Here is a 22,535-nt window from a genome sequence, read left to right on the forward strand (position 1 = left end):
GGAAATCGTTTCGGTCAAGTGGTTTGACTGCATTTTTACGCATTATAATGCTACGCAACCAATGCGAGATAGCAATCGTATTACAATTTGTGATAATTGAGGTATCGTTTTTGAAGTGTGGTTCAGGCTAGCCGAAAAGGCAGGGTTTCTCTTTCCTGAGAGACTATCCCATGGCGGCCAAGTTCGCAAAGAAAGATACCGGACGATCCGGCTCGCATGAGAACATCGCCTTCATAAGGCCGATGCTTGCTGAGTTGCGACGGGTGGCCGAAAAAGAGAACGCCGATATAAATGATTAATGAGGTCGCGAAAGGTCGCCGGTCCGACATTGTCGGAGCGGATAAGACGCAGCCACGCGATGCGTCGGCGTTCTGTCAGCGCAATTCCCTTTGGCCTTGCGCTGCGAGCGTCCATCCTATCCCTTCGCCCCGATTTTGCTTTCCGTCCCGCTCATCAGGCGGGAGATGTTGGCCTTGTGCTTCCAGAAGGAGATTGCAGTCATGATCGCCGTGACAGCTGCAACCTTTTCGGCCCCCAGTATCCATAATGCAACCGGAATGACAAGCATTGCAACCAGTGCGGAAAGCGACGAGTACCGGGTCGTGAAGGCGACCGCCAGCCAGACCGCAGCAAAGGCAAGAACCATGATCGGCGCAACGCCGAGCAGCGTGCCGATATAGGTGGCGACTCCCTTGCCGCCCTTGAAGCCGATCCAGACCGGGAAGAGGTGCCCGATGAAGGCAAAGTAGCCTGCAATCAGCGCTGCTTCGTTACCCAGGAAGTAGCCGACGATCCAGGCGGCTGCGGATGCCTTCAGTGCATCGAGAAGAAGCGTTGCGGCAGCAAGCTTCTTGTTGCCGGTTCTGAGCACATTGGTCGCGCCGATATTGCCGGATCCAATGCTGCGCACGTCGCCAAGTCCGGCCGCCTTCGTCAGGATCAGGCCGAAGGGGATGGAGCCGAGCAGGTAGCCGATGGCGCCTGCCGCCAAAGCGATCGGCAGCGTGATCTGCCACGTCATGAGATCCGAGACCATGTTCCCCTCCGGTGGTCTTTTTATATCGTATGCACGCACTGTCCGGCGACGTAGGTCGCAACAGCGCGTCCGCTGAAGCGCGCGTCTTCGAACGGCGTGTTCTTCGAGCGGGAAAGAAGCATGTCCTTCGAAACAAGCCAAGGGTCATCGAGATCGATCAGCGTAATATCTGCTTTCGCTCCCGGCTTCAGCGTGCCGGCCTCGAGGCCGAAGATCTGCGCCGGCCGCGTCGACATCGCATCGATGAGGCGCATGAGGCTTACCTGACCGCTGTGATGCAGGCGAAGCGCCGCAGCGAGCATCGTTTCGAGGCCGACGGCGCCGTCCGCGGCCTCGCCGAAGGGCAGGCGCTTCGTGTCGACGTCCTGCGGATCGTGCGAGGAGACGATGATATCGATTGCACCGCGGGCCAGCGCATCCACCATCGCCACGCGGTCGTCTTCGGACCGCAGCGGCGGGTAGAGCTTGAAGAAGGTGCGGTACTCGCCGATGTCGTTCTCGTTGAGCGAGAGATTGTTGATCGAGATGCCGCAGGTCACGGTAGCGCCGCGGCTCCGGGCAAGTTCAATCGCTTCGACCGATTCCGGCACGGAGATCATCGCGGCGTGGTAGTTGCCGCGCGTCAGCTTCGCGATGCGCAGGTCGCGTTCGAGCGGGATGAGCTCGGCTTCCTTCGGAATGCCACCGAGACCAAGCCAGCTCGCGAACAGTCCCTCATGCATGACGCCGGTGGCGCCGAGATATTTGTCGCGAGTCTCACAGGAGATCACCGCGCCGAATTCACGCGCATAGGTCATGACCCGGCGCAGGACCTGGGTGTCATGGACGCTGGAGCGGCCATCGGTGAACGCGACGGCGCCTGCTTCAATCAGCAGGCCGATCTCGGTCATTTCTTCACCGGCAAGGTGCTTGGTGATCGCCGCTGCAGGATAGACGTTGACGAGTGCCTTGTCCTTCGCCGTCTTCTTGACGAACTCGACCAACGCGATGTCATCGATGACAGGATCGGTATCCGGCATCATGATGATCGACGTGACGCCACCGGCGGCTGCCGCACGGCTCGCCGACGCGATCGTCTCGCGATGTTCTGCGCCCGGTTCACCGATATGAACGCGCGCATCCACCAGGCCTGGCGTGGCAACGAGGCCGGTGCAATCGCGCACTTTGGCGCCAGCGGGCGTGCCCTGGTTCTGCGCATCCGCACCGGCTGCAACGATCACGCCGTCCTTGACGATGATGGTGCCGACTTCGTCGAGATTGCGCGAGGGGTCGACGATGCGAACGTTCTTGAAGACGATCGAGTTGCTCATGCGCCGGCTCCTTCGGTGCGTGGACCCTGATTTTGCGAGACAAGCAGCGTCTCCATCACGGCCATGCGCACCGCCACCCCCATTTCCACCTGTTCTGCGATTACGCTCTGCGGTCCATCCGCTACCTCCGAGGAAATCTCGACGCCACGGTTCATCGGGCCGGGATGCATGACCAGCGCATCGTCTTTCGCCGCCTTGAGCGTTTCGGCGTCGAGCCCGTAGAAGTGATAGTATTCGCGCACCGAGGGCACGAAGGCGCCAGACATACGTTCGCGCTGCAGGCGCAGCATCATCACCACGTCGGCGTCCTTCAGGCCTTCCTTCATGGAATGGAAGACTTCGACGCCCATGTCGGCAATGCCGGCAGGCAGCAGCGTCGCTGGAGCAACGACGCGTACGCGCGCGCCCATGGCGTTTAGCAGCAGGATGTTCGACCGCGCAACGCGGGAATGCAGCACGTCACCGCAGATCGCGACGATGATGCGCGACAGCTTGCCCTTGGCGCGGCGGATTGTCAGCGCGTCGAGCAGCGCCTGGGTCGGATGCTCGTGCTGGCCGTCGCCGGCGTTAACGACCGAGCAGGAAACCTTCTGTGCGAGTAGGGCGGCTGCGCCGGCGCTGGAGTGGCGGATAACCAGCACATCGGGCCGCATCGCGTTCAGCGTCATCGCCGTATCGATCAGCGTCTCGCCCTTCTTCACCGAGGAATTGCCGACCGACATGTTCATCACGTCGGCGCCGAGGCGCTTTCCGGCGAGCTCGAACGAAGATTGTGTACGCGTCGAGGCTTCGAAGAAAAGGTTGATCTGCGTGAGGCCTCTCAGCGTCGACGTTTTCTTCTCCCTTTGCCGGCTGATCTTGACGGCCTCGTCGGCCTTGTCGAGGAGAAAGGTGATATCCTGCTCTGTGAGCCCTTTGATACCGATGAGGTGGCGGTGGGGAAAGAAGACCATGAACCTGCCTCTTGCTGTCGTCTGCGGGGTCTATAAAGAGTGCGCCGGGCGGCGGCAAGCTTGCGCTGTGGGAAAGGCCCGTCTCCCCCTGCAATTTTGCCCGAATTCAACATTGCAGAGATAGGGAAATTATAACTTCCGGTTTCCCTTTGCCTGCCTCTTGCACTAGAAGCGATTCATGATGCCCGCCGAAGAGAAACTTGCCGAACTCAACCAGCCGAGCCTGTGGTCCGGGATCAATGCCTACAGGTCCGATCCGCTGATCGTGGACCTGACCGGCACGTTGCCGCGCGGGATCCGCGATGATCTCGACAATATGGGGCGCTACGTGACCTCTCCGGAGGCGCAGGAGCTGGCGCGCATGGCGAATCAGGGAACGCCGCAGCTGCGCACGCATGGTCCGCGCGGCGAGCGGCTGGATGTCGTCGAGTTCCATCCGGCCTGGCACGCGCTGATGCGCCGTTCGATGTCATCGGGGCTTCACTCGTCGGTGTGGGATCCGCAGGCGGATACCGAGGCGAAGGACCAGGCGCACAAGGTCAGGGCGGCGCGCTTCTATCTGACGGCGCAGCTCGAATCTGGCCATCTTTGCCCACTGACAATGACGAGCGCCTCGGTCGCGGCCCTTTCCGCCACGCCGGCCGTTCAGAAGGATTGGGCGCCGAAGATACTGTCGCGCAAGTATGATTCCACGAACAAGCCGGCCATGCAGAAGTCCGCCGTGACGATCGGTATGGGCATGACGGAGAAGCAGGGCGGCACCGACGTCCGCGCCAACAAGACGACGGCCGAAAAGGTCAGCGAAGGCATTTACCGCCTGTCCGGCCACAAGTGGTTCATGTCGGCGCCGATGAGCGACGCTTTCGTGATGCTGGCGCAAACGAAGGATGGGATGGGCTGCTTCCTCGTTCCTCGGCTGCTGGAAGACGGTTCGGCGAACGGCCTCCACTTCCAACGTCTGAAGGACAAGGTCGGCAATCGCTCCAACGCCTCGTCCGAGGTCGAATTCAGCGATACCTTCGGCTTCCTGCTCGGCACGCCGGATGGTGGCATCCGCACTATTCTCGACATGGTGACGTTGACGCGCCTCGACTGCGCGCTGGCCTCCTCGGGCATGATGCGTGCCTCGCTCGCGGAAGCCGTGCACCATACCCGCGGCCGCAGCGTCTTCGGCAAGATGCTGGTCAGCCAGCCGATCATGACGCGTGTCTTGGCCGATATGGCCCTCGATGTGGCGGCCGCGACAGCGCTGTCCTTCCGCCTCGCCGATGCGTTCGACCGGGCGCGCGGCAGTGCCGAAGAGGCGGCCTACGCCCGCGTCATGACGCCGGTTGCGAAATACTGGTGCTGCAAGATCGCGCCCGCACTGATCTACGAGGCGATGGAGTGCATCGGCGGCAGCGGCTACATCGAGGAGCGCCCGATCGCCCGCCATTACCGGGAAGCTCCGGTCAACGCGATTTGGGAGGGCTCGGGCAACGTCATGGCGCTCGACGTGCTGCGCATCCTGAACCGCGGCAAGGATCTCTTCGAAACCGTGTTTGCCGGGCTCGCGCGCGATCTCGGGCCGGCCGGCAAGAAGACGATCGACGTGCTGCGCGCCGCGATGGCGCTCTGCGAGCGGGACGAAGGCGCTGCGCGTCTGCTGGTCGAACAGCTCGCACTCGCTGCCGGCGCGGCCGAACTGTATCGCCTGGGAGCAGGCCGGATCGCCGACGCCTTCATTGAGACGCGGCTCGCAGGCGGCTGGCGCTCGACCTACGGCATGCTGGATTCGCGCTTCGACGCCAGCTACATCGTCGATCTGCTCTATCCGCCGGCAAGCTGATGACTATACTGCGCCCCGTCCGTGCCGATGATCTCGAACAGATCTATCGAATCTCGCTGGTGACGGGCGATGCTGGCCGCGATGCGTCCGAGTTGCATCGCGACGGCAAGCTGATCGGCCATGTCTACTCAGCGCCCTACGTCTTGCTCAGTCCCGAAACGGCTTTCGTGGCAGAAGATTTTGAAGGGGTTGCCGGCTATATTGTCGGTGTCTTCGACACGATTTCCTTCGAGGAGCGGCTTGAACGCGATTGGTGGCCGGCGCTCCGAGAGACGTACGCCGATCCACAGGGCGATCCGGCCAGCTGGGATGCGGATCAGAAATATATCGCCGCGATCCATCACCCGTCTCTGGTGCCTGCCGCGATCGTCGAAACCTTTCCAGCCCATATTCACATGAACCTTCTGCCGCGCCTTCAAGGCCAGGGGATGGGCACCGGGCTTCTTGATCGATGGTTGACGAATGCCCGAGACGCCGGCGTAACAGCAGTCCACCTCGGTGCCAGCGCCGATAACCATGGTGCCCTGCGCTTCTGGGGTTCCCGTGGGTTTGCACGTCTCGAACCTCCCTTTGTGGATGCTTCCGATCCGACGGCCTGGTTTGGCCAGGAGCTCTAGGGTCAAGCAGCGTCATGTCGCCGAACGGTGACAGTGCCCTGACTGCCGTCACCTTTGGCAGGCTGTCCACAATCTTTCAAAGGCTTGTCCGTTGTCGGTGTTGGGTGGTGTTGCTACTCACCGCAAGTGACAATTCGGACCGAATCCTAATGCTCAATGAACCCATGGTGCTAACGCCCGTTGCCGACGCAATCCGTGTCGAACCGGAAAAACGTATCCGAGACCGAAGCGCGACGGAGAAGGCAATCCTTAAGGCAGCCAAGTCGCTGCTGGCGGAGGAGGGGTTCCAGAATTTCGGGGTCAACGCAGTTGCCCGCCGCGCGGGATGCGACAAGCAGTTGATCTACCGTTACTATGGGGGCCTCAACGGCTTGGTGGAGGCGATCGGCGCTGATCTCGGCACCTGGGTCAAGGATCGTATTCCCGAGGACACCGGCGGCATGTTCCTTCTGACTTACGGCGACCTGATGGAGCGCTTGTCACTCTTGTTCCTCGAGGCCTTGAGGGATGATCCGCTTGTTCGTCGTATCGTTGCCTGGGAGGTTTCCGAAAACACCGAGCAGGTCAGGCGGCTTTCCGAGGCGCGGTCGAAGGCCTTGGCAAACTGGCTCGACCGGATGCGCGGATCGCTGACGCCGCCGAAGGGCGTCGATGTCGTGGCCGTCAATGCGATTCTGATCGCAGCCATTCAGCATCTCGTGCTTTCCGCCTCCGCCGGCGGCCAGTGCGCTGGGCTGGCACTCAAGACGCCGAAGGATTGGGAGAAGGCGGCAACCGCCCTGAAACGCATCGTTCGCGGCGTCTACGGCTGAAGCAGAGACAGTCTTTCCACAGGCCTTCCGTCGCGCGTTAACCTTAACAAATGGTTTACGTTGCGCCTTTCCGGTTAAGAAGTCAGGTTGCTGGGGCAGTCCAAAGTGTTGGGTGTCCGGAACCATGGGAACCAAAATCGCGAGAGCCGCGTTTCTTGTTGCCGCGATGATGTTTTTCGCTGTGCTTGCGCTGGATATCGCTGTGCCGGCGCTGGTTCTGGGTTCGATGGCGTTGTCGATATGGCTGGTTTCTTACGAGGGGCTATCCATTCGAAGAGAACGAGAGACGACCGCATGAAGTGGTTTCTGATCTTCTGGGCCGGTCCCATTGTCTTTCTGGCGGGATGGTACTGGCTTTCCTACTATGACATGAGCTTCGGCATCTTCATGCTGAGCAGGCAGGTTCACGACCTGACCTTCGAGATTTATGGGAAGATCCTCGGCATTCCGCCGGAAACCATTCCGCCGCTGGTCGCGCGTGCGATCGTCGTCGACAGTCTCGTCGTTTTCGCAATCATTGGGTTCCGCCGACGCAAGGCGATTGCCGCCTGGTGGCGTGCTCGTCACGGATCCAAGTCGTCGGATGCCGCTCTGCCGAGCAAGGAAAGCCTGTCCAGCGCTCCCTGAAGAATGAAGCTTGCCGCGGCCGAGTCGATGCGCTCGGCACGCTGCCTGCGCGATACGTCCATTTCCAGCAGAGCACGCTCGGCGGCGACCGTCGACAGCCGCTCGTCCCAGTACACGAAGGGCAGGGCGGTTTTCTGCTCCATGTTGCGCACGAAGGCGCGCGTTGCCTGTACGCGCGGTCCGGCCGATCCGTCCATATTCATCGGCAGGCCGATAACGAAGGCGGCAACCTTTTCCTTCGTGGCAAACTCCAGCAGCGTTACCGCATCGATCGTGAATTTCTCGCGTTTGATGACAGGCCGGGGCGTCGAAAAGCGCCGACCGAGATCGGACATCGAGAGCCCGATCGTTTTCGTGCCGAGATCGAGACCCGCGATCGCCTGTCCCGGCTGCAGCACCGTCGCCAGTTCCTCAATCGTCAGCACCGTCATCGTCGTTTCATCCCGTCAAAAGAAATTGAAGCAGCGCCGCTTTTCTTTGTGGCCGCATCGGATATGTCCATAACCAGCAAAGCAGGCTTTTGCATCCCATAATAAGAGGAGAATTTCATGAAGATCACTTGGCTTGGTCACTCCGCTTTCCGCATCGAGATCGGAAAGGCGAAAATCCTGCTGGATCCGTTTCTCACGCACAATCCGTCCTTTGCGGGCCAGAATGCAAAGGATGTCGCGAGCGGTGTTACACATATCCTGCTGACCCACGGTCACGGTGATCATGTCGGCGATACCGTCGCACTTGCCAAGGAGACTGGCGCGGTCGTTCTCGCAAACGCCGATCTTGCCGCCTGGCTGAGCTCGAAGGGCCTGAAGAAGATCGAAGCGGGCAACACCGGCGGTACGATTTCGTTCGACGGCTTCTCGGCGACCTTCACCAACGCGCTGCATTCCTCCGCCCAGATCACCGAGGATGGCGTTTCGCACGCCCTTGGCAATGCCAACGGCCTGATGCTGCACTTCGACGAGGAGGCTTCTATCCTCGCCATGGGCGACACCGACATCTTCTCCGACATGGCATTGATCAACGAGCTGCATCAGCCCGACATCGGCCTCATGCCAGTCGGCGACCGCTTCACCATGGGTGGCGCGGTGGCGGCATTGGCCTGCCAACGCTACTTCAACTTCAAGACCGCCATACCCTGCCACTACGGCACCTTCCCGATCATCGACCAGACGCCCGAGAAGTTCGTCTCCGGCATGGACGGATCGAAGACAGCTGTGAAAACGCCGAAGCCGGGCGAAAGCCTTTCTCTCTAGTCGAGGTCTGCCGAAATCGCTTCGATTTCGGAGAAGGAATTCCACGCAATCCAAAGACCATGCCCGTTGCGCACAGCGGGCATGGCCTTTATAGCGGGTAGGAAAAATCCCATCCGGAGAATGTTATGTCCGTCGACTTTGCCACCGTTAAGCGCGTAGCGCGCCTTGCCCGTATTGCCGTCTCGGAAGAAGAGGCAAACCGCATGGTGGGCGAGCTGAATGGTATTCTCGGCTTCGTCGAGCAGCTCTCGGAGGTCGATGTCGAAGGCGTAGAGGCAATGACATCGGTCACTCCGATGGAGATGAAGAAGCGCAGGGACGACGTGACCGACGGGAACAAGGCCGCCGACATTGTCTCGAACGCTCCTGTCACCGATCAGAATTTCTTCCTGGTACCCAAAGTCGTCGAATAAGGCTCTCGCTGCTTTCCGACCTCCGTTGCCATTCCAGATTTGAAGCGAATTACCATGAGCGAACTCACCAGCCTGACCATTGCCGAAGCCCGCACGAAGCTGCGCGCCAAGGAGATCAAAGCAACCGAACTGACCGAGGCCTACATCTCGGCAATCGAAGCGGCCAACGAAAAGCTCAATGCCTATATTAAGGTCACGCCCGAGAAGGCGCTGCAGATGGCGGAAGCCTCAGACGCGCGTCTCGCCGGCGGCAAAGGCGGTGCGCTCGAAGGCATCCCGCTCGGCATCAAGGACCTGTTCGCGACCGAAGGCATTCATACCCAAGCCTGCAGCCACATCCTGGATGGTTTCAAGCCGCACTACGAATCGACCGTCACCCAGAACCTGTGGGACGACGGCGCCGTCATGCTCGGCAAGCTCAACATGGACGAGTTCGCGATGGGCTCTTCCAACGAAACCTCTTACTACGGCGCGGTGATCAATCCCTGGCGTTCGGGCGGCTCCAACCAGCAACTGGTACCAGGCGGTTCCTCCGGTGGTTCCGCAGCTGCGGTTGCAGCCCACCTCTGCGCCGGTGCTACCGCGACCGATACAGGCGGTTCGATCCGTCAGCCGGCCGCCTTCACCGGCACGGTCGGCATCAAGCCGACCTATGGCCGTTGCTCGCGCTGGGGCACGGTGGCTTTCGCCTCGTCGCTCGATCAGGCCGGCCCGATTGCGCGCGACGTGCGCGACGCCGCGATCCTGCTGAGGTCGATGGCGTCAGTCGATTCCAAGGACACGACCTCCGTCGACCTGCCGGTTCCGGACTATGAAGCCGCGCTTGGCCAGTCGCTGAAGGGCATGAAGATCGGCATTCCGAACGAATACCGCGTCGACGGCATGCCAGAGGAAATCGAAACCTTGTGGCAGCAGGGAATTGCCTGGCTCAGGGACGCAGGCGCCGAGATCGTCAACATCTCGCTGCCGCACACCAAATACGCGCTGCCGGCCTACTACATCGTCGCCCCCGCCGAAGCCTCGTCGAACCTCGCCCGCTACGACGGGGTCCGCTACGGCCTGCGTGTCGACGGCAAGGATATCGTCGACATGTACGAAAAGACGCGCGCCGCCGGCTTCGGCAAGGAAGTCAAGCGCCGCATCATGATCGGCACCTATGTTCTCTCGGCCGGTTACTACGACGCCTACTACATCAGGGCCCAGAAGGTTCGCACGCTCATCAAGCGCGACTTCGAACTGGCCTTCAATGCCGGTATCGATGCGATCCTGACGCCCGCGACACCGTCGTCCGCCTTCGGCGTCGCCGACGAAAACCTCGCCTCCGATCCGGTCAAGATGTACCTGAACGACATCTTTACGGTGACGGTCAACATGGCCGGGCTGCCCGGCATCGCGGTTCCGGCCGGCCTCGATCACAAGGGCCTGCCGCTCGGTCTACAGCTGATCGGCAAACCGTTCGACGAAGAAACGCTGTTCAAGACTGCGCATGTGATCGAGCAGGCCGCGGGCAGGTTCACGCCTGCCAAGTGGTGGTAAGCGAGCTGACAATCCGGAAAAATGACCGTCGCCGACCATCATATGGTCGGCGACGTCGGTTTTGCGGCATGGAAATCCAGCGGCGCTGGCGAAGCTGGTTTCAACCGGGCTGACGTCATCGAAGGTGCCCGCAGAGCATTCTTCGACTATCCCGCTACAGCAAAGGGCGATGTCATCGTCGCTGAGTTCGAAGGTAGGATAGCCAGCTGGGGCGCCCGGGAAAACAAACCCAATTACATTTCTGACAGCTGGATCGATCCCGCCTGCCAGGGCCGCGGCATCGGTTCCGCCATGGTGCGCTACTTCATTGAACGCATTGCCGCTGACGGCTTCAAAGTTGCAAAAATCCACACCCGCGCTACCAATGGCGGCGCCATCCGACTTTACGAGCGGGCCGGCTTCTCGATCGTCTGGCGCGGTGAGAAGTTTGATGCGGAACTCGGCATTCCGCTCGAAAAGGTGCATCTGGAGAAGCGTCTCGGCTGAAGGCGCAATTTCGGGAGGAGGCCTATGGCCAAACAGAATATTGCGGACATGATCGAAGCATTCGACTGCCTCGCGGCGGCAGGTTTCACCGTGGGTGCGGAGTGGCAGGCCGTGCATGCAATCTGCCAGGCGCACGAAGGCGAGGCGCCTTTCGATTGGGGTCATGCCTTCTGCCATCGTATCGAAGGCGACGACTGGAATGCTGACTACTGGTACCGCCGTGCTGGCAAGCATCGTGGGAGCGGCTCGGTGGCCGAGGAGTGGTCGGCGATGAAGGCCGAGCTTACCACGCGTCTTTGAGGAAGCCGCGCGCTGAGGCGACGCGCGGCCAGGAGTTTATCTGTTGTCCTGTTCCGCTCTCACCAGAACCAATCCCCGTTCGGTGATGCGATAGGGCTTGCCGCCCGAGGATTTGATGGCCCTCTTCTGCTTCAGCTTGCGAAACAGCTCGAGGCCGAAGCCGGGATAGACCCAGCCGTCGCGGGTGAAGCACTTCACCGCCTCGATTTTCCGGTTGTCGTCGCGTTCGATTTCAATCCGGCCACCTTGGGCCAATAGTGCAGGATGCGCTGCTCCGTGCGTGAAATATCCATGGAATGTTGATCCGGTCGTAGCGCCTTGAGGAGGCGCGTAAAAACGATCTGGCGTCCGATTGGACGTCAGGGCTTCGTTTTTTCGGGCCCGTGCGCGCAAGAAAAACCTGCGGGCAGGGCCCCTACCGGGTCTGAGAAGACCAGTTCAACATAAGGTCGTCATATCCGCTGACCTCAATTTCGTCAAGTTTTGCAACCAATGGGGGATGTTGTGCTGGGTCTCGCGCTCGAAACCCAAGGCTTTGATAACGCGGTGATTCGGTGTTTACTTCTGCGAAAACGCGGAGAGGCTATTGATCCACATTCGCAATGCCCGCGAAGGCGAAGCGGAGCTTTTGAGCGAGATCGGAATAAGGGCCTGGCAGAAGGCAATGGCATCCATCGGCGAAGGGGATGCCATGGTCGATTCCGCGCGAAGCGCGTTTTTCGATTTCGTTACGGGTAGCTGGATCACCGTCACTGTCATCGAATGGAACGGGCATGCGGCAGGATGGGCGGCGCGCGAGACGCTCGACGAGAAGATTTCGGATTTCTGGATCGATCCTGCCTTCACCGGTCATGGTCTCGGAACTGCACTCTTGCAGGATATCGAGAAAGACATAGCAGCGCAGGGCTTCGATACGGCAATGATGCAGACGCACTCCGGAAACTCCGAAGCGATCAGCTTCTTCCAGAAGCGTGGATACGCAATTCATTGGCTATCGATTGTCTACAATCCCAAGCTCGATCGTGATGTGCCGTCAGTCGGTCTGTCAAAGGCTCTGGAATCGGCGGACGACGGCACATACGGTCTAGTCTAGCAGCGTGCCGTCCGACACGACGTAGCCGAGGGCGCCTGATAAAAGAAGCGCGGTCAGCATATGAAACATGGCAATGGCCCTGAGGATCGATCGGAACGGTTCTTTCTGCGTCTTGTGACGTAGGAGCCTTTGCGCGCAAACCGCGCCCAGGCTGCCACCGACGAATGCGAGCGTCAGCAAGGTTTTCTCGCTGATCCGGCGACGATGATGGCGAGCAGCCTGCTTGTCGAGGAAATAGATCGAGAACACGAAGGCATTGAGTGCCGGGAAGAGCCCGAGGATCATGAGAATATCAGTCGCCGTCATGCGGGCCACGCTAGCGACATTGCGTTAACACGCCCCAAACCGGCTGGCCCGCCCAACGGGACCGCCGAAAGCCTTGCACCGGCAAGCCATTTCCGTTACCTCACGAGTTGAAAAGAACAGCCTCAAAAAGAGCATCTCAATGACCATTGTCGACGTTCGTACGCCTGATCCGAAACGCTTCATTCCCGGCGCCACTGGCGATTGGGAAGTCATCATCGGCATGGAAGTTCATGCACAGGTGCTGTCGAATTCGAAGCTGTTCTCGGGCGCGGCGACGGAGTTCGGCAAGCCGCAGAATTCCAACGTGTCGCTCGTCGATGCGGCCATGCCCGGCATGCTGCCCGTCATCAACGAGGAATGTGTCAGGCAGGCGGTCCGCACCGGTCTTGGCCTGAAGGCGCAGATCAACAAGCGCTCGCTCTTCGACCGCAAGAACTATTTCTATCCCGACCTGCCGCAGGGCTATCAGATTTCGCAGTTCAAGGATCCAATCGTCGGCGAAGGCAAGATCGTCATCTCGCTCGGGCCGGATCGTCAGGGCCAGTTCGAGGACATTGAGATCGGCATCGAGCGGCTGCATCTGGAGCAGGACGCCGGCAAGTCGCTGCACGACCAGCACGCCACCATGTCCTATGTCGACCTGAACCGCTCGGGCGTCGCACTGATGGAGATAGTCTCCAAGCCGGACATGCGATCGTCGGATGAAGCCAAGGCCTACATGACGAAATTGCGCTCGATCGTGCGCTATCTCGGCACCTGCGACGGCAACATGGACGAGGGCTCCATGCGCGCCGACGTCAACGTCTCCGTCCGTCGCCCGGGCGAAGGTTTTGGCACCCGTTGCGAGATCAAGAACGTCAACTCCATCCGCTTCATCGGCCAGGCGATCGAATACGAAGCCCGGCGCCAGATCGGCATCCTGGAAGATGGTGGCGCGATTGAGCAGGAAACCCGTCTCTTCGACCCGAACAAGGGCGAGACGCGGTCGATGCGCTCGAAGGAAGATGCGCACGATTACCGCTACTTCCCGGACCCGGATCTTTTGCCCCTCGAGTTTGACGATGCGTTCGTCAAGGCGCTTGAAGCCGACCTTCCGGAATTGCCCGACGACAAGAAGGAGCGCTTCGTGCGCGAACTCGGTCTCTCGGTCTACGACGCTTCCGTTCTGGTCTCGGAAAAGGCGATCGCCGACTATTTCGAAGCCGTGGCCGAAGGCCGCGACGGCAAGGCAGCCGCCAACTGGGTCATCAATGATCTGCTCGGTGCCTTGAACCGGACAGGCAAAAGCATCGAGGAGACGCCTGTCTCGCCGGCGCAACTCGGCGCAATCATTGATCTTATCAGGGCGGAGACTATTTCAGGAAAGATCGCGAAGGACCTGTTCGAAATCGTGCTGAACGAAGGCGGCGATCCTGCCGAGATCGTCGAAGTCAGGGGCATGAAGCAGGTGACCGATACTGGCGCGATCGAGAGGGCGGTCGATGAGATCATTGCCGCCAACCCGGATCAGGTGGCGAAGGTCCAGGCCAAGCCGACGCTTGCCGGCTGGTTCGTCGGTCAAGTGATGAAAGCAACGGGTGGCAAGGCAAACCCGCAGGCAGTCCAGGCTCTGGTCAAGGCGAAGCTCGGCATCGAGGAGTAAGACCGTGTATTTCGTGCGCACCGCCAGCGAGGGTGATCTAAGCAAGATGCGCACCTTGCTGGATGAGGGCTTTCGCGCGACCTATGCTGGCCTCTATGGCGAAGCGAAGGTAGCCGAGCTCATTGCGCATCTGTTTTCGCCGGCGGCGCTGCAGGCGCGACTGGCGAAGAAGAATGCCGAGTTCCTCGTTGCCGATAACGGTAAGGATATCGGCGGTATCGGTTACGCCGCCATGTCGGATGAAATGACGAAGACCGTCATGCTGCATCTGCTCTATGTTCGTCCACCGCTGCATCGCCAGGGTATCGGGCGGGAGATCTTTGCCGAGTTGGAAACCTGTTTTCCCGATGCCGAGATCATGCGCTTGGAGGTAGAGCCGCGGAACAAGACGGCGATCGCCTTCTATCATGCTCACGGCTTCGAGGATGTCGGCCGCAATGAAAACGACGGGCCGGGGCAATCCGGCATACCGACGCTGATCCTCGAAAAACCTCTCGAACAGCGCTAGCCACAATGTGACCATGAGCCAAACCATCATTCGCGAGGCGCGCAACGCCGGACGTGGCGGCACTCGTTGCCATCTTTGCCGGGGATGAACTCGGCGGCCACGGCGATACGACGGCGCCTGAGGCCTTCGGCGACTATCTCCGGGCTTTCGAGCGGGTCGCCTCATCACGCGACCAGACGCTCTACGTCGCCGAACGCGAAGGGCAGGTCGTCGGCACGTTCCAGACGATGATCGTGACGTCGCTGGTTGGCAGGGGCTCGTCCTCGATGATCATCGAGGCGGTGCAGACGCGGGGCGACATGCGAGGACAGGGCATCGGCGCTCAGATGATCGAGTTTGCCATCGCGGAGGCAAAACGTCGCGGTCTTCGGCTCGTGCAACTGACCTCGAATGCCAGCCGCAAGGATGCGCACCGTTTCTATGAGCGACTGGGCTTCAAACAATCGCATCTCGGCTTCAAGATGGCGCTGAAATGAGCCGGTGTGGCGCCGGAATCACTGGACAATGTGGATCGCTGGCGGCATAAGCGAGGGATCAAATTCTGGTCCCGCTCGCCGTCCGGCTAGCTCAAGGAAAAGACATGAAGAATCTCCTCGTGCAAATCTTCACCTGGTGGAACGGTCAGACGATCGGTACGCGTTTTGCGACATGGCGTTTCGGTAAGCGCGTCGGTGAAGACGAATTGGGCAACGTTTATTACGAAGGTGGCATGTCGTCCTACGGCCTTCCGAAGCGTTGGGTGATCTATAAGGGCTATGCCGAAGCCTCCGCAATTCCCCCGGGTTGGCACGGCTGGATGCACCACCGCACGAACGTTCCTCCGAGCCAGGAAAACTACGTCGCCAAGGAATGGCAGAAGCCGCATCGCGCAAACCCGACGGGTTCGCCGCAGGCTTATCGCCCGCCTGGATCATTGGTCGTTCCTGGCGAACGTCCGCGGGTTACGGGCGACTACGATGCCTGGACACCTGGCAACTGAGCAGGCCCCGCCGGCCCCGCTTTTGGCCACAATTGACCATTACCCGCAGAATGGCCGCAGCGATTGCGGCCTTCGATTTCAAGATGCTGTGGAGACGGGCAGATATGAAGCTTTTCACGCGGAAGAATCTCCTGCGTGCCGCCGGGCTCTCCCTGGCGCTTGGCCTTCTGCCGCAGGTCGCCTCCGCTGCGCGCATCGAGAACTCGGTCGCTGTTTTCTCCGGCCTCGACAAGATCACCGGCCGCATCACGACGTTCGATGTCTATGTCAACGAGACCGTGCAGTTCGGCGCGCTGCAGGTGACACCTAAGGCCTGCTATTCGCGCGATCAGGCCGAAGCGCAGAAGATAGATGGTTTTGTGGAAGTCGACGAGATTACGCTCGACCGCAAGATCCGCCGCATCTTCACCGGCTGGATGTTTGCCGACAGCCCCGGCCTCAATGCCGTCGAGCATCCGATCTATGACGTCTGGCTGAAGGACTGCAAGCAGAACTCGGACGTGCCCGCGCCCGACAAGGCAGCCAACTAATTCTCAAAATTCCAGGTGCGGTGATTCAATTGCTGCCGCGAGTATGTGAGCGTACTCATCCTTCGGAACATCGATGGCTCCGAAAGTCTTTAGGTGCTCGGTCGTAAACTGTGTATCGAGCAGGGTAAACCCCTTGGTCCGCAGCCGTTCCACGAGATGAACGAGGCAGATCTTCGAAGCGTCCGTCCGACGTGAGAACATGCTTTCGCCGAAGAACGCCGAACCCAGCGACACTCCGTATAATCCGCCGACAAGCTCGTCACCGTCCCATGCCTCGACCGAGTGCGCGTGGCCGATGCGATGCAGCGTGGAATAAAGCGTCTTGATCGTTTGATTGATCCAGGTGCTCGGCCTGTCCCCGGTCTCCGCCGCGCAGGCTGCGATCACCGCATCGAAATCGTGGTTGAAGCGGATGTCGAAAGGCTTGCGCCGGATCGTCTTGGCGAGGCTTTTGGAAACGTGGAATTCATCAAGCGGCAGGACACCGCGAAGATCGGGCTCGACCCAGAATATCTCTGGGTCATCAGCCGATTCGGCCATCGGAAAGAGGCCGATAGAGTAGGCGCGCAGGAGGATTTCCGGTGTTATGCCTGGAGACTTCCTGCGCGATCCTGCCATTCTCTGTTACGCCGGTTTTTTGGCCAGATAGTTTTCCAGCCAATGGATATCATAGTCGCCGTTGGCGATGTCTTGATTGTCCACCAGATCTTGGAACAACGGAAGCGTGGTCTTGATGCCGTCCACGACAAACTCGTCCAGCGCGCGACGCAGACGCATCATGCATTCGACACGCGTGCGACCGAATACGATGAGCTTGCCGATGAGGCTGTCATAGTAAGGCGGGATCTTGTAGCCCTGGTAGGCGCCGCTATCGACGCGAACCCCAAGACCACCCGGCGCATGGAAGTGCGTGATCGTGCCCGGAGAGGGCACGAACGTACGCGCGTCCTCGGCGTTGATGCGGCACTCGATGGCATGGCCGTGGAAGTTGATCTCTTCCTGCTTGACGGAGAGCCCGCCGCCGGAAGCAACGCGAATCTGCTCGTGGACCAGATCGATGCCGGTAATTGCCTCGGTAATCGGATGTTCCACCTGCAGACGGGTGTTCATTTCGATGAAATAGAACTCGCCGTTCTCATACAGGAACTCGATCGTGCCGGCGCCGCGATACTTCAGCTTCTTCATGGCATCGGCGCAGACCTGGCCGATCTTCATTCGCTGCTCGACGTTCAGGGCCGGGGAGTTGGCTTCTTCCCAGACCTTCTGATGGCGGCGCTGCAGCGAGCAATCGCGTTCGCCGAGATGGATCGCATTGCCTTCGCCATCGCCGAACACCTGGATTTCGATGTGGCGCGGCTTGCCGAGGTACTTTTCCATGTAGACGGCATCGTTGCCGAAAGCGGCTGCCGCTTCGGTACGGGCCGTCGACCAGGCTTCGATCAGGTCGGCCTCGGACTTGGCAACCTTCATACCGCGGCCACCGCCGCCTGCGGTTGCCTTGATCAGCACTGGATAGCCGATTTCAGCGGCAGTACGCAGTGCGTCTTCCTCGGTCTTGACCTCGCCATCGGACCCCGGAACGACAGGGATACCGAGCTCCTGCGCCGTTGTCTTGGCGGTGATCTTGTCGCCCATGAGGCGGATATGTTCCGCCGTCGGGCCAATGAACGTGATGCCATGCGCTTCCAGGATTTCCGCAAACTTGGCGTTTTCGGACAGGAATCCGTATCCCGGATGCACGGCATCGGCACCCGTGATTTCGCAGGCGGCCACGATCTGATGAATGTTCAGATAGCTTTCGCGCGAGGGCGGCGGGCCAATGCAGACGCTTTCGTCGGCAAGGCGCACATGCATGGCATCGGCGTCGGCAGTCGAGTGAACCACGACGCAAGGAATGCCGAGCTCTTTGCATGCGCGCAGCACGCGAAGCGCGATTTCCCCGCGGTTGGCGATGAGGATTTTCGAGACCATGACGCTCGCCTTATTCGATGACGACGAGGGCTTGGCCGTATTCGACGGGGCTTCCGTCCTCGACGAGGATTTCGGTGACCTTGCCGGACTTCGGCGAAGGGATCTGGTTCATGGTCTTCATCGCTTCGATGATGATCAGCGTCTGACCTTCCTTGACGGTGGCGCCGAGCTCGATGAAGGGACGCGCGCCCGGAGCCGGAGCCATGTAGGCCGTGCCGACCATCGGAGCGCTAACGGTGTTGGCAGGGTTGCGCGCGGGAGCCGCAGGCGCCGCGGCGGCGGCTGGAGCTGCAGCGACCGGCGCTGCGGCGGCAAATGCAGGCGCGCCGATCGGAGCCTGGACGTACTGGGTGTTGCCGGCGCGCGAAACGCGAATTCGCAGATCGTCCTGCTCGACTTCGATTTCCGTCAGATCCGTATCGTTGAGGATGTTCGCGAGGTCGCGGATCAGTGCCTGGTCGATACCGTTTTTCTTCTCAGCCATGAGTGTTTGCCCTGTGTTCTTCTTATGCCGTGAGATTCTTCAGCGCATGCAGCGCTAGAATATAACTATGAGGCCCGAAGCCGCAGATGACGCCCTTAACCGCAGGCGCAATCATCGACTTGTGGCGGAATTCTTCTCGCGCGTGGACGTTGGAGATATGAAGCTCTATCACCGGAATGGAAATAGCGCGAATTGCGTCGTGGAGCGCGACCGACGTATGCGTGTAGGCTCCGGCGTTGATCGCCACGCCAACGGCCTTGTCGTTTGCTTCGTGAAACCAGTCGACGAGCATACCTTCGTGATTGCTCTGGCGAAAATCGATATCGAAACCGAGCTCACGCCCAGCCGCCTTGCAATCCGCCTCGATATCCTGAAGCGTCTTGCCCCCATAGATGCCCGGCTCTCTTTTGCCGAGCATGTTCAAGTTGGGCCCGTTCAGGACGAATATCGTTTGCGTCATCGAGTGTTCCATCAAGTGCGAGACGGCAACCTATAGACTCCCAACGAACCTAATGAAAGCCCTTTGGGAAACGCAGCCCGAATCGCGCCACATTTGTCCACATGGCTGAAACGCTTCGATTTTGGCGATTTGATGGGCGTCGTCTCAACAACTCGTCTTACCGCAGGCGCGCATGTTCTTGACCTTGGTTTCGAGATCATCGAAACCGACTGCGCCCTGAACCAGTTCGTTGCCGATCACGTAGGACGGTGTACCGGTGATGCCGAGGCTCTGGGCAAGTTGATAGGTCTCCTTCACGGAGGCATCGCTGGAGCTCTTGGCCATCTCGTCACGGATTTGCTTTTCGCTGACGCCAAGCGACCCGGCGACTTCAATTGCGCTCGCTTCGTCGGCGCGGCCATCACTGCTGAGAAGCGCGATATGGAACTCGCTATACTTTTCCGGCGCCAGCTTGCGGAACGCATCGGACACCTTGTGGGCGGCGACCGATTCCGGGCCGAGGATCGGGAATTCCTTGAGCACGAAGCGGACATTCTTGTCCTTTTCGAGCATCGTCTGCATGTCGGAAAGTGCGTGTCGGCAATAGCCGCAATTGTAATCGAAGAACTCGACGATCGTGATGTCGCCCTTCGGGTTGCCGATCGTCATGTCATACTTCGAATCGAAGATCGTTGACTTGTTGTCAGCAATCACCGCATTGGCTTTGACGAGGCGCGCCTGCTCCTGCTTCTTCTGCAGGGCATCCTGAACATCCAGCATGATCTCCGGATTTTCGATCAGATACTGCTTGATGAACTCGCCGAACTCCTTCTTCTGCGCTTCATCGAGCGCCGATGCCGGGTAGGCCGTTGCCACCGAGGCAGTCAGCGCCAGTGCGGTGAAGATTTTCGGAAGTATGGCCATTATATCCTCGTTATCAGCAGTTCGTATGCATCGTTCTAGGCGCCGGATAACACTGCCCGGTTAACGGCGGAAATCAGATGCCGTCAAATTATGGTGCGTCCGGTCGTCTTCAAACAAGAATTTTCGCATCCGCTGTTCAATCGCGGGATTGTGATGATCCGATTATTGCGGCAATTGTCTGGCCGCAAGCAAAGTTAGAGAGAAGCGATCTTGTTTTCCATTTCCCAACGCAGTGAAGTCGAGCCCTTCCATGCCATGGATGTTCTGGCCGAAGCGACAAAGCGGCGAGCGAGCGGTCACCCGGTCATATCCATGGCTGTCGGACAGCCCTCCCATCCGGCGCCACGCGCTGCTCTGGAGGCCGCGCAGGCAGCGCTCGTCGAGGGCAGGATCGGCTATACGGACGCGCTCGGCACGGCGAGGCTGAAACATGCGCTGGCCGGGCACTATCGCAACCGTCACGGGCTGGAAATCGATCCGGCGCGCATCGCGATAACCACCGGTTCTTCCGCCGGCTTCAACCTTGCCTTTCTCTCGCTGTTTGATGCCGGAGACGCGGTCGCCATCGCCCGGCCGGGCTATCCTGCCTACCGCAACATTCTCGGGGCTCTTGGGCTTAGGGTGATCGAGGTACCGGTGACTGCCGACACGCATTTCACGTTAACACCCGAGAGCCTGGAGGCTGCCCAAACTGCAAACAACGTCAGACTGAAGGGCGTGCTGCTGGCGAGCCCCGCCAACCCCACTGGCACGGTGACCGCTCGCCAGGGACTGAAGGCGTTGGCCGACTATTGCGCGGCGAATTCGATCGCGTTCATTTCAGACGAAATCTATCACGGGCTGACTTTTGCCGGCGAAGAGACCAGCACGCTGGAATTGACCGACGAGGCGATCGTCATCAACTCCTTCTCCAAATATTATTGCATGACCGGCTGGCGCATCGGCTGGATGGTGCTGCCCGAGCGGCTGGTGCGCCCCATCGAGCGTGTCGCGCAAAGCCTCTACATCTCGCCGCCCGAACTCTCGCAGATCGCCGCGACGGCAGCGCTCAGCGCGACCGCGGAACTCGATGTCTACAAGGCAAGCTACGCCGCCAACCGCGAGTTTCTGCTGAAGCGCCTGCCGGAAATCGGCCTGTCCATTGCCTCGCCGATGGATGGTGCCTTTTATGCCTATGTCGACGTATCGCGCTTCACCAATGACAGCATGGCGTTCGCCAAACGGATGCTGGCAGAGATCAACGTCGCCGCGACGCCGGGTCTGGATTTTGATCCGCTGGAAGGCAATAGGTCGATGCGCATGTCCTACGCCGGCTCCGAGGCACAGATCGTTGAAGCAGTCGAGCGCATTGCAGCGTGGTTGCAATAATTCTATATCCTAGGTAGTTGTGGAGGCTCCCTAAATCAATTTCTGAGCGGCTCACTAGAAGGCAGCAAGCCGCTCGACCGTTCGCGCACTCACTTCACCGGTCGGCAATTCTCCCGGTCAAGCTGCGACACCAGCGCCAGGATCGTTTCGGAAACCGGTGTCGGCGTTGCGGTCAGGCGGCCCAGTGAAACGACCATTCCCACCAGCGGGGTAATCTCCAGCGACTTCCCCGCCAGGAGGTCTTGCAGCATGGAGGTGCGAACCGGCCCGATTTGCCGGGCCTGTTCCAATCGCTGCTCGACGGACATCCCGACATTCGCGCCAAGTGCCTCTCCAACAGCCTTTACCTCCTTCATAACCTTGCCGATCTGGTCGGTGATCGCGGCATCCGCCATCAGATCGGACATCAATGATCGCGTCAGCGCGCTGATCGGGTTGAAGGAGGCGTTGCCCATCAGCTTGCTCCAGATATCGTCGCGGATGCGGCTCGAGAGTCTCACACCGATATCGGCGCGCTGCAGGAGCACTTCGATGTCGCGCAAATCTGCAGTGATCTCGCCGGAGGGCTCGCCGAGAATAAAGTGGCCTTTGTTGCTAAGCCTGATCTCGCCTGGCTTGCTGACTTCGGCGCCCTGGTGGGCGACGCAGCCGACCACGCGCTGCGGACCGACAAGGCGCCAAAGCTTGCCATCCTCATCGAGCTCGTCGAACTGCCGTTCCGCATGCCCGCTGTCCTGGTCGCGATGAAAATACCACCACGGAATGCCGTTGAGGATCATCATGACGCGTGCGCTATCTTTCAGCAGATGGTCGATTCCCTCTGCGGCGGCGCTGAGCTGATGGCCCTTCAGCCCGGTGATGACGAGATCCTGCGGCGGCAGTTCCCTCGGATCGTCGGTAGCTGTCAGATTGACGGTGACGGGTGCTTCTACACCGGCCTCAATGAGGCGCAACCCATCGCTTCGGATGGCCGCGAGATGAGCGCGGCGGGCAACGACCGAAACCGTTGCCTCTGCGCCGAGAGATAAGGCAAGCTTGGCGGCGATCGCGCCGCCGAGTGCACCGGCGCCGAAGATGCAGATATTCTTGAGGGACATGCGATGATCTTTCCGCGATTGGT

Annotated in this window: 27 protein-coding genes and 3 pseudogenes; 17 read left to right on the forward strand and 13 right to left on the reverse strand. The window is 60.0% G+C overall.

The genetic code is table 11. The features are described from left to right. The first annotated feature begins 170 nt into the window (after window positions 1–170). A complete protein-coding gene (locus tag FHX09_RS30380; protein WP_281040991.1) occupies window positions 171–299 on the forward strand; it encodes a hypothetical protein in 129 nt (42 codons plus the stop codon). Here the strand turns inward: FHX09_RS30380 and FHX09_RS26630 are convergent. The 4 genes and pseudogenes from FHX09_RS26630 to FHX09_RS26645 form a co-directional block, all read right to left on the reverse strand. Further along, window positions 292–414 (reverse strand): annotated as a pseudogene (locus tag FHX09_RS26630) (DNA-protecting protein DprA); the annotation flags it as partial. The gene FHX09_RS30380 and the pseudogene FHX09_RS26630 overlap by 8 nt on opposite strands. 1 nt (window position 415) lies before the next feature. Further along, complete coding sequence (gene plsY, locus FHX09_RS26635) at window positions 416–1,036, reverse strand: glycerol-3-phosphate 1-O-acyltransferase PlsY (protein ID WP_184450876.1); 621 nt, start codon at window positions 1,034–1,036, stop codon at window positions 416–418. Window positions 1,037–1,056: 20 nt separating this feature from the next. Beyond that, entirely contained in the window at window positions 1,057–2,346 is a 1,290-nt protein-coding gene (locus FHX09_RS26640; protein ID WP_132594218.1) for a dihydroorotase, read from the reverse strand. Next, a complete protein-coding gene (locus FHX09_RS26645; RefSeq protein WP_132594220.1) occupies window positions 2,343–3,299 on the reverse strand; it encodes an aspartate carbamoyltransferase catalytic subunit in 957 nt (318 codons plus the stop codon). The genes FHX09_RS26640 and FHX09_RS26645 overlap by 4 nt, the downstream gene beginning before the upstream one ends. Before the next feature lie 178 nt (window positions 3,300–3,477). Between FHX09_RS26645 and FHX09_RS26650 the strand changes: the two genes are divergently transcribed. The 4 genes from FHX09_RS26650 (at window position 3,478) to FHX09_RS26665 (ending at window position 7,183) form a co-directional block, all read left to right on the forward strand. Next, a complete protein-coding gene (locus tag FHX09_RS26650) occupies window positions 3,478–5,127 on the forward strand; it encodes an acyl-CoA dehydrogenase family protein (protein WP_132594222.1) in 1,650 nt (549 codons plus the stop codon). Then, window positions 5,127–5,744 carry a GNAT family N-acetyltransferase gene (locus FHX09_RS26655; protein WP_132594224.1) on the forward strand — a complete coding sequence of 206 codons (618 nt, stop codon included), beginning with the start codon at window positions 5,127–5,129 and terminating at the stop codon, window positions 5,742–5,744. The genes FHX09_RS26650 and FHX09_RS26655 overlap by 1 nt, the downstream gene beginning before the upstream one ends. Window positions 5,745–5,893: 149 nt before the next feature. Continuing rightward, window positions 5,894–6,556, forward strand: a complete 663-nt coding sequence (locus tag FHX09_RS26660) for a TetR/AcrR family transcriptional regulator (RefSeq protein WP_184450878.1) — start codon at window positions 5,894–5,896, stop codon at window positions 6,554–6,556. Between the two features lie 294 nt (window positions 6,557–6,850). Beyond that, window positions 6,851–7,183 (forward strand): DUF6105 family protein, encoded by a 333-nt coding sequence (locus tag FHX09_RS26665; RefSeq protein ID WP_007792773.1) that lies wholly within the window; start codon window positions 6,851–6,853, stop codon window positions 7,181–7,183. Here FHX09_RS26665 and ruvX read toward each other — a convergent pair. After that, window positions 7,120–7,614: a Holliday junction resolvase RuvX gene (gene ruvX / locus FHX09_RS26670; protein ID WP_007792771.1), complete on the reverse strand. Its 495-nt coding sequence runs from the start codon at window positions 7,612–7,614 to the stop codon at window positions 7,120–7,122. The two genes, FHX09_RS26665 and ruvX, sit on opposite strands and share 64 nt — an antisense overlap. Before the next feature lie 117 nt (window positions 7,615–7,731). On the opposite strand from ruvX, the gene FHX09_RS26675 reads away from it, so the two are divergent. From FHX09_RS26675 to FHX09_RS26695, 5 genes are all read left to right on the forward strand, one after another. Beyond that, complete coding sequence (locus FHX09_RS26675; protein WP_007792769.1) at window positions 7,732–8,436, forward strand: metal-dependent hydrolase; 705 nt, start codon at window positions 7,732–7,734, stop codon at window positions 8,434–8,436. Window positions 8,437–8,561: 125 nt separating this feature from the next. Further along, a complete protein-coding gene (gatC, locus tag FHX09_RS26680; RefSeq protein WP_007792766.1) occupies window positions 8,562–8,849 on the forward strand; it encodes an Asp-tRNA(Asn)/Glu-tRNA(Gln) amidotransferase subunit GatC in 288 nt (95 codons plus the stop codon). Between the two features lie 54 nt (window positions 8,850–8,903). Continuing rightward, window positions 8,904–10,385 (forward strand): Asp-tRNA(Asn)/Glu-tRNA(Gln) amidotransferase subunit GatA, encoded by a 1,482-nt coding sequence (gene gatA, locus FHX09_RS26685; RefSeq protein WP_132594226.1) that lies wholly within the window; start codon window positions 8,904–8,906, stop codon window positions 10,383–10,385. Window positions 10,386–10,406: 21 nt separating this feature from the next. After that, complete coding sequence (locus FHX09_RS26690) at window positions 10,407–10,871, forward strand: GNAT family N-acetyltransferase (protein ID WP_132594227.1); 465 nt, start codon at window positions 10,407–10,409, stop codon at window positions 10,869–10,871. Between the two features lie 24 nt (window positions 10,872–10,895). Next, on the forward strand, window positions 10,896–11,171 hold the full coding sequence (locus tag FHX09_RS26695) for a hypothetical protein (protein ID WP_132594228.1): 276 nt from the start codon (window positions 10,896–10,898) through the stop codon (window positions 11,169–11,171). A 36-nt stretch (window positions 11,172–11,207) separates the two neighbouring features. Here the strand turns inward: FHX09_RS26695 and FHX09_RS26700 are convergent. After that, window positions 11,208–11,464, reverse strand: a pseudogene (locus FHX09_RS26700) (YjhX family toxin). Window positions 11,465–11,757: 293 nt separating this feature from the next. Between FHX09_RS26700 and FHX09_RS26705 the strand changes: the two are divergent. Next, window positions 11,758–12,264: a GNAT family N-acetyltransferase gene (locus FHX09_RS26705; protein WP_132594230.1), complete on the forward strand. Its 507-nt coding sequence runs from the start codon at window positions 11,758–11,760 to the stop codon at window positions 12,262–12,264. On the opposite strand, the gene FHX09_RS26710 is transcribed toward FHX09_RS26705, so the two are convergent. Continuing rightward, window positions 12,256–12,570, reverse strand: a complete 315-nt coding sequence (locus FHX09_RS26710; RefSeq protein ID WP_132594232.1) for a DUF1294 domain-containing protein — start codon at window positions 12,568–12,570, stop codon at window positions 12,256–12,258. The genes FHX09_RS26705 and FHX09_RS26710 overlap by 9 nt on opposite strands. Before the next feature lie 139 nt (window positions 12,571–12,709). Here FHX09_RS26710 and gatB point away from each other — a divergent pair, with 139 nt between their 5' ends. The 5 genes and pseudogenes from gatB (at window position 12,710) to FHX09_RS26735 (ending at window position 16,229) form a co-directional block, all read left to right on the forward strand. Continuing rightward, entirely contained in the window at window positions 12,710–14,212 is a 1,503-nt protein-coding gene (gatB, locus tag FHX09_RS26715; protein ID WP_132594234.1) for an Asp-tRNA(Asn)/Glu-tRNA(Gln) amidotransferase subunit GatB, read from the forward strand. 4 nt (window positions 14,213–14,216) lie between these two features. Continuing rightward, window positions 14,217–14,720: a GNAT family N-acetyltransferase gene (locus tag FHX09_RS26720; protein ID WP_007792746.1), complete on the forward strand. Its 504-nt coding sequence runs from the start codon at window positions 14,217–14,219 to the stop codon at window positions 14,718–14,720. A 13-nt stretch (window positions 14,721–14,733) separates the two neighbouring features. Next, window positions 14,734–15,196, forward strand: a pseudogene (locus tag FHX09_RS26725) (GNAT family N-acetyltransferase). A 104-nt stretch (window positions 15,197–15,300) separates the two neighbouring features. Beyond that, entirely contained in the window at window positions 15,301–15,699 is a 399-nt protein-coding gene (locus tag FHX09_RS26730; RefSeq protein ID WP_007792741.1) for an NADH:ubiquinone oxidoreductase subunit NDUFA12, read from the forward strand. Window positions 15,700–15,803: 104 nt separating this feature from the next. After that, window positions 15,804–16,229, forward strand: coding sequence for a DUF2155 domain-containing protein (locus FHX09_RS26735; RefSeq protein WP_007792740.1), 426 nt, complete (start codon window positions 15,804–15,806; stop codon window positions 16,227–16,229). A 3-nt stretch (window positions 16,230–16,232) separates the two neighbouring features. Here FHX09_RS26735 and aat read toward each other — a convergent pair whose 3' ends face one another. From aat to FHX09_RS26760, 5 genes are all read right to left on the reverse strand, one after another. Next, window positions 16,233–16,847 (reverse strand): leucyl/phenylalanyl-tRNA--protein transferase, encoded by a 615-nt coding sequence (gene aat, locus FHX09_RS26740; protein ID WP_007792737.1) that lies wholly within the window; start codon window positions 16,845–16,847, stop codon window positions 16,233–16,235. 6 nt (window positions 16,848–16,853) lie between these two features. After that, the gene (gene accC, locus FHX09_RS26745; protein ID WP_007792735.1) at window positions 16,854–18,200 is read right to left on the reverse strand and encodes an acetyl-CoA carboxylase biotin carboxylase subunit; all 1,347 of its coding nucleotides are present in this window, start codon (window positions 18,198–18,200) and stop codon (window positions 16,854–16,856) included. Window positions 18,201–18,210: 10 nt separating this feature from the next. After that, entirely contained in the window at window positions 18,211–18,684 is a 474-nt protein-coding gene (gene accB, locus FHX09_RS26750) for an acetyl-CoA carboxylase biotin carboxyl carrier protein (RefSeq protein WP_007792734.1), read from the reverse strand. A gap of 22 nt (window positions 18,685–18,706) precedes the next feature. Beyond that, entirely contained in the window at window positions 18,707–19,144 is a 438-nt protein-coding gene (gene aroQ, locus FHX09_RS26755; protein ID WP_007792731.1) for a type II 3-dehydroquinate dehydratase, read from the reverse strand. Between the two features lie 144 nt (window positions 19,145–19,288). Next, window positions 19,289–20,047 carry a DsbA family protein gene (locus FHX09_RS26760; RefSeq protein ID WP_007792729.1) on the reverse strand — a complete coding sequence of 253 codons (759 nt, stop codon included), beginning with the start codon at window positions 20,045–20,047 and terminating at the stop codon, window positions 19,289–19,291. Between the two features lie 210 nt (window positions 20,048–20,257). Between FHX09_RS26760 and FHX09_RS26765 the strand changes: the two genes are divergently transcribed. Continuing rightward, window positions 20,258–21,415 carry an aminotransferase class I/II-fold pyridoxal phosphate-dependent enzyme gene (locus FHX09_RS26765; RefSeq protein ID WP_132594236.1) on the forward strand — a complete coding sequence of 386 codons (1,158 nt, stop codon included), beginning with the start codon at window positions 20,258–20,260 and terminating at the stop codon, window positions 21,413–21,415. An 89-nt stretch (window positions 21,416–21,504) separates the two neighbouring features. Here FHX09_RS26765 and FHX09_RS26770 read toward each other — a convergent pair whose 3' ends face one another. Next, entirely contained in the window at window positions 21,505–22,512 is a 1,008-nt protein-coding gene (locus FHX09_RS26770) for a 2-dehydropantoate 2-reductase (RefSeq protein ID WP_132594238.1), read from the reverse strand. Window positions 22,513–22,535: the final 23 nt, after the last annotated feature.

Source organism: Rhizobium sp. BK538 (assembly GCF_014197575.1).
GTDB lineage: Bacteria > Pseudomonadota > Alphaproteobacteria > Rhizobiales > Rhizobiaceae > Rhizobium.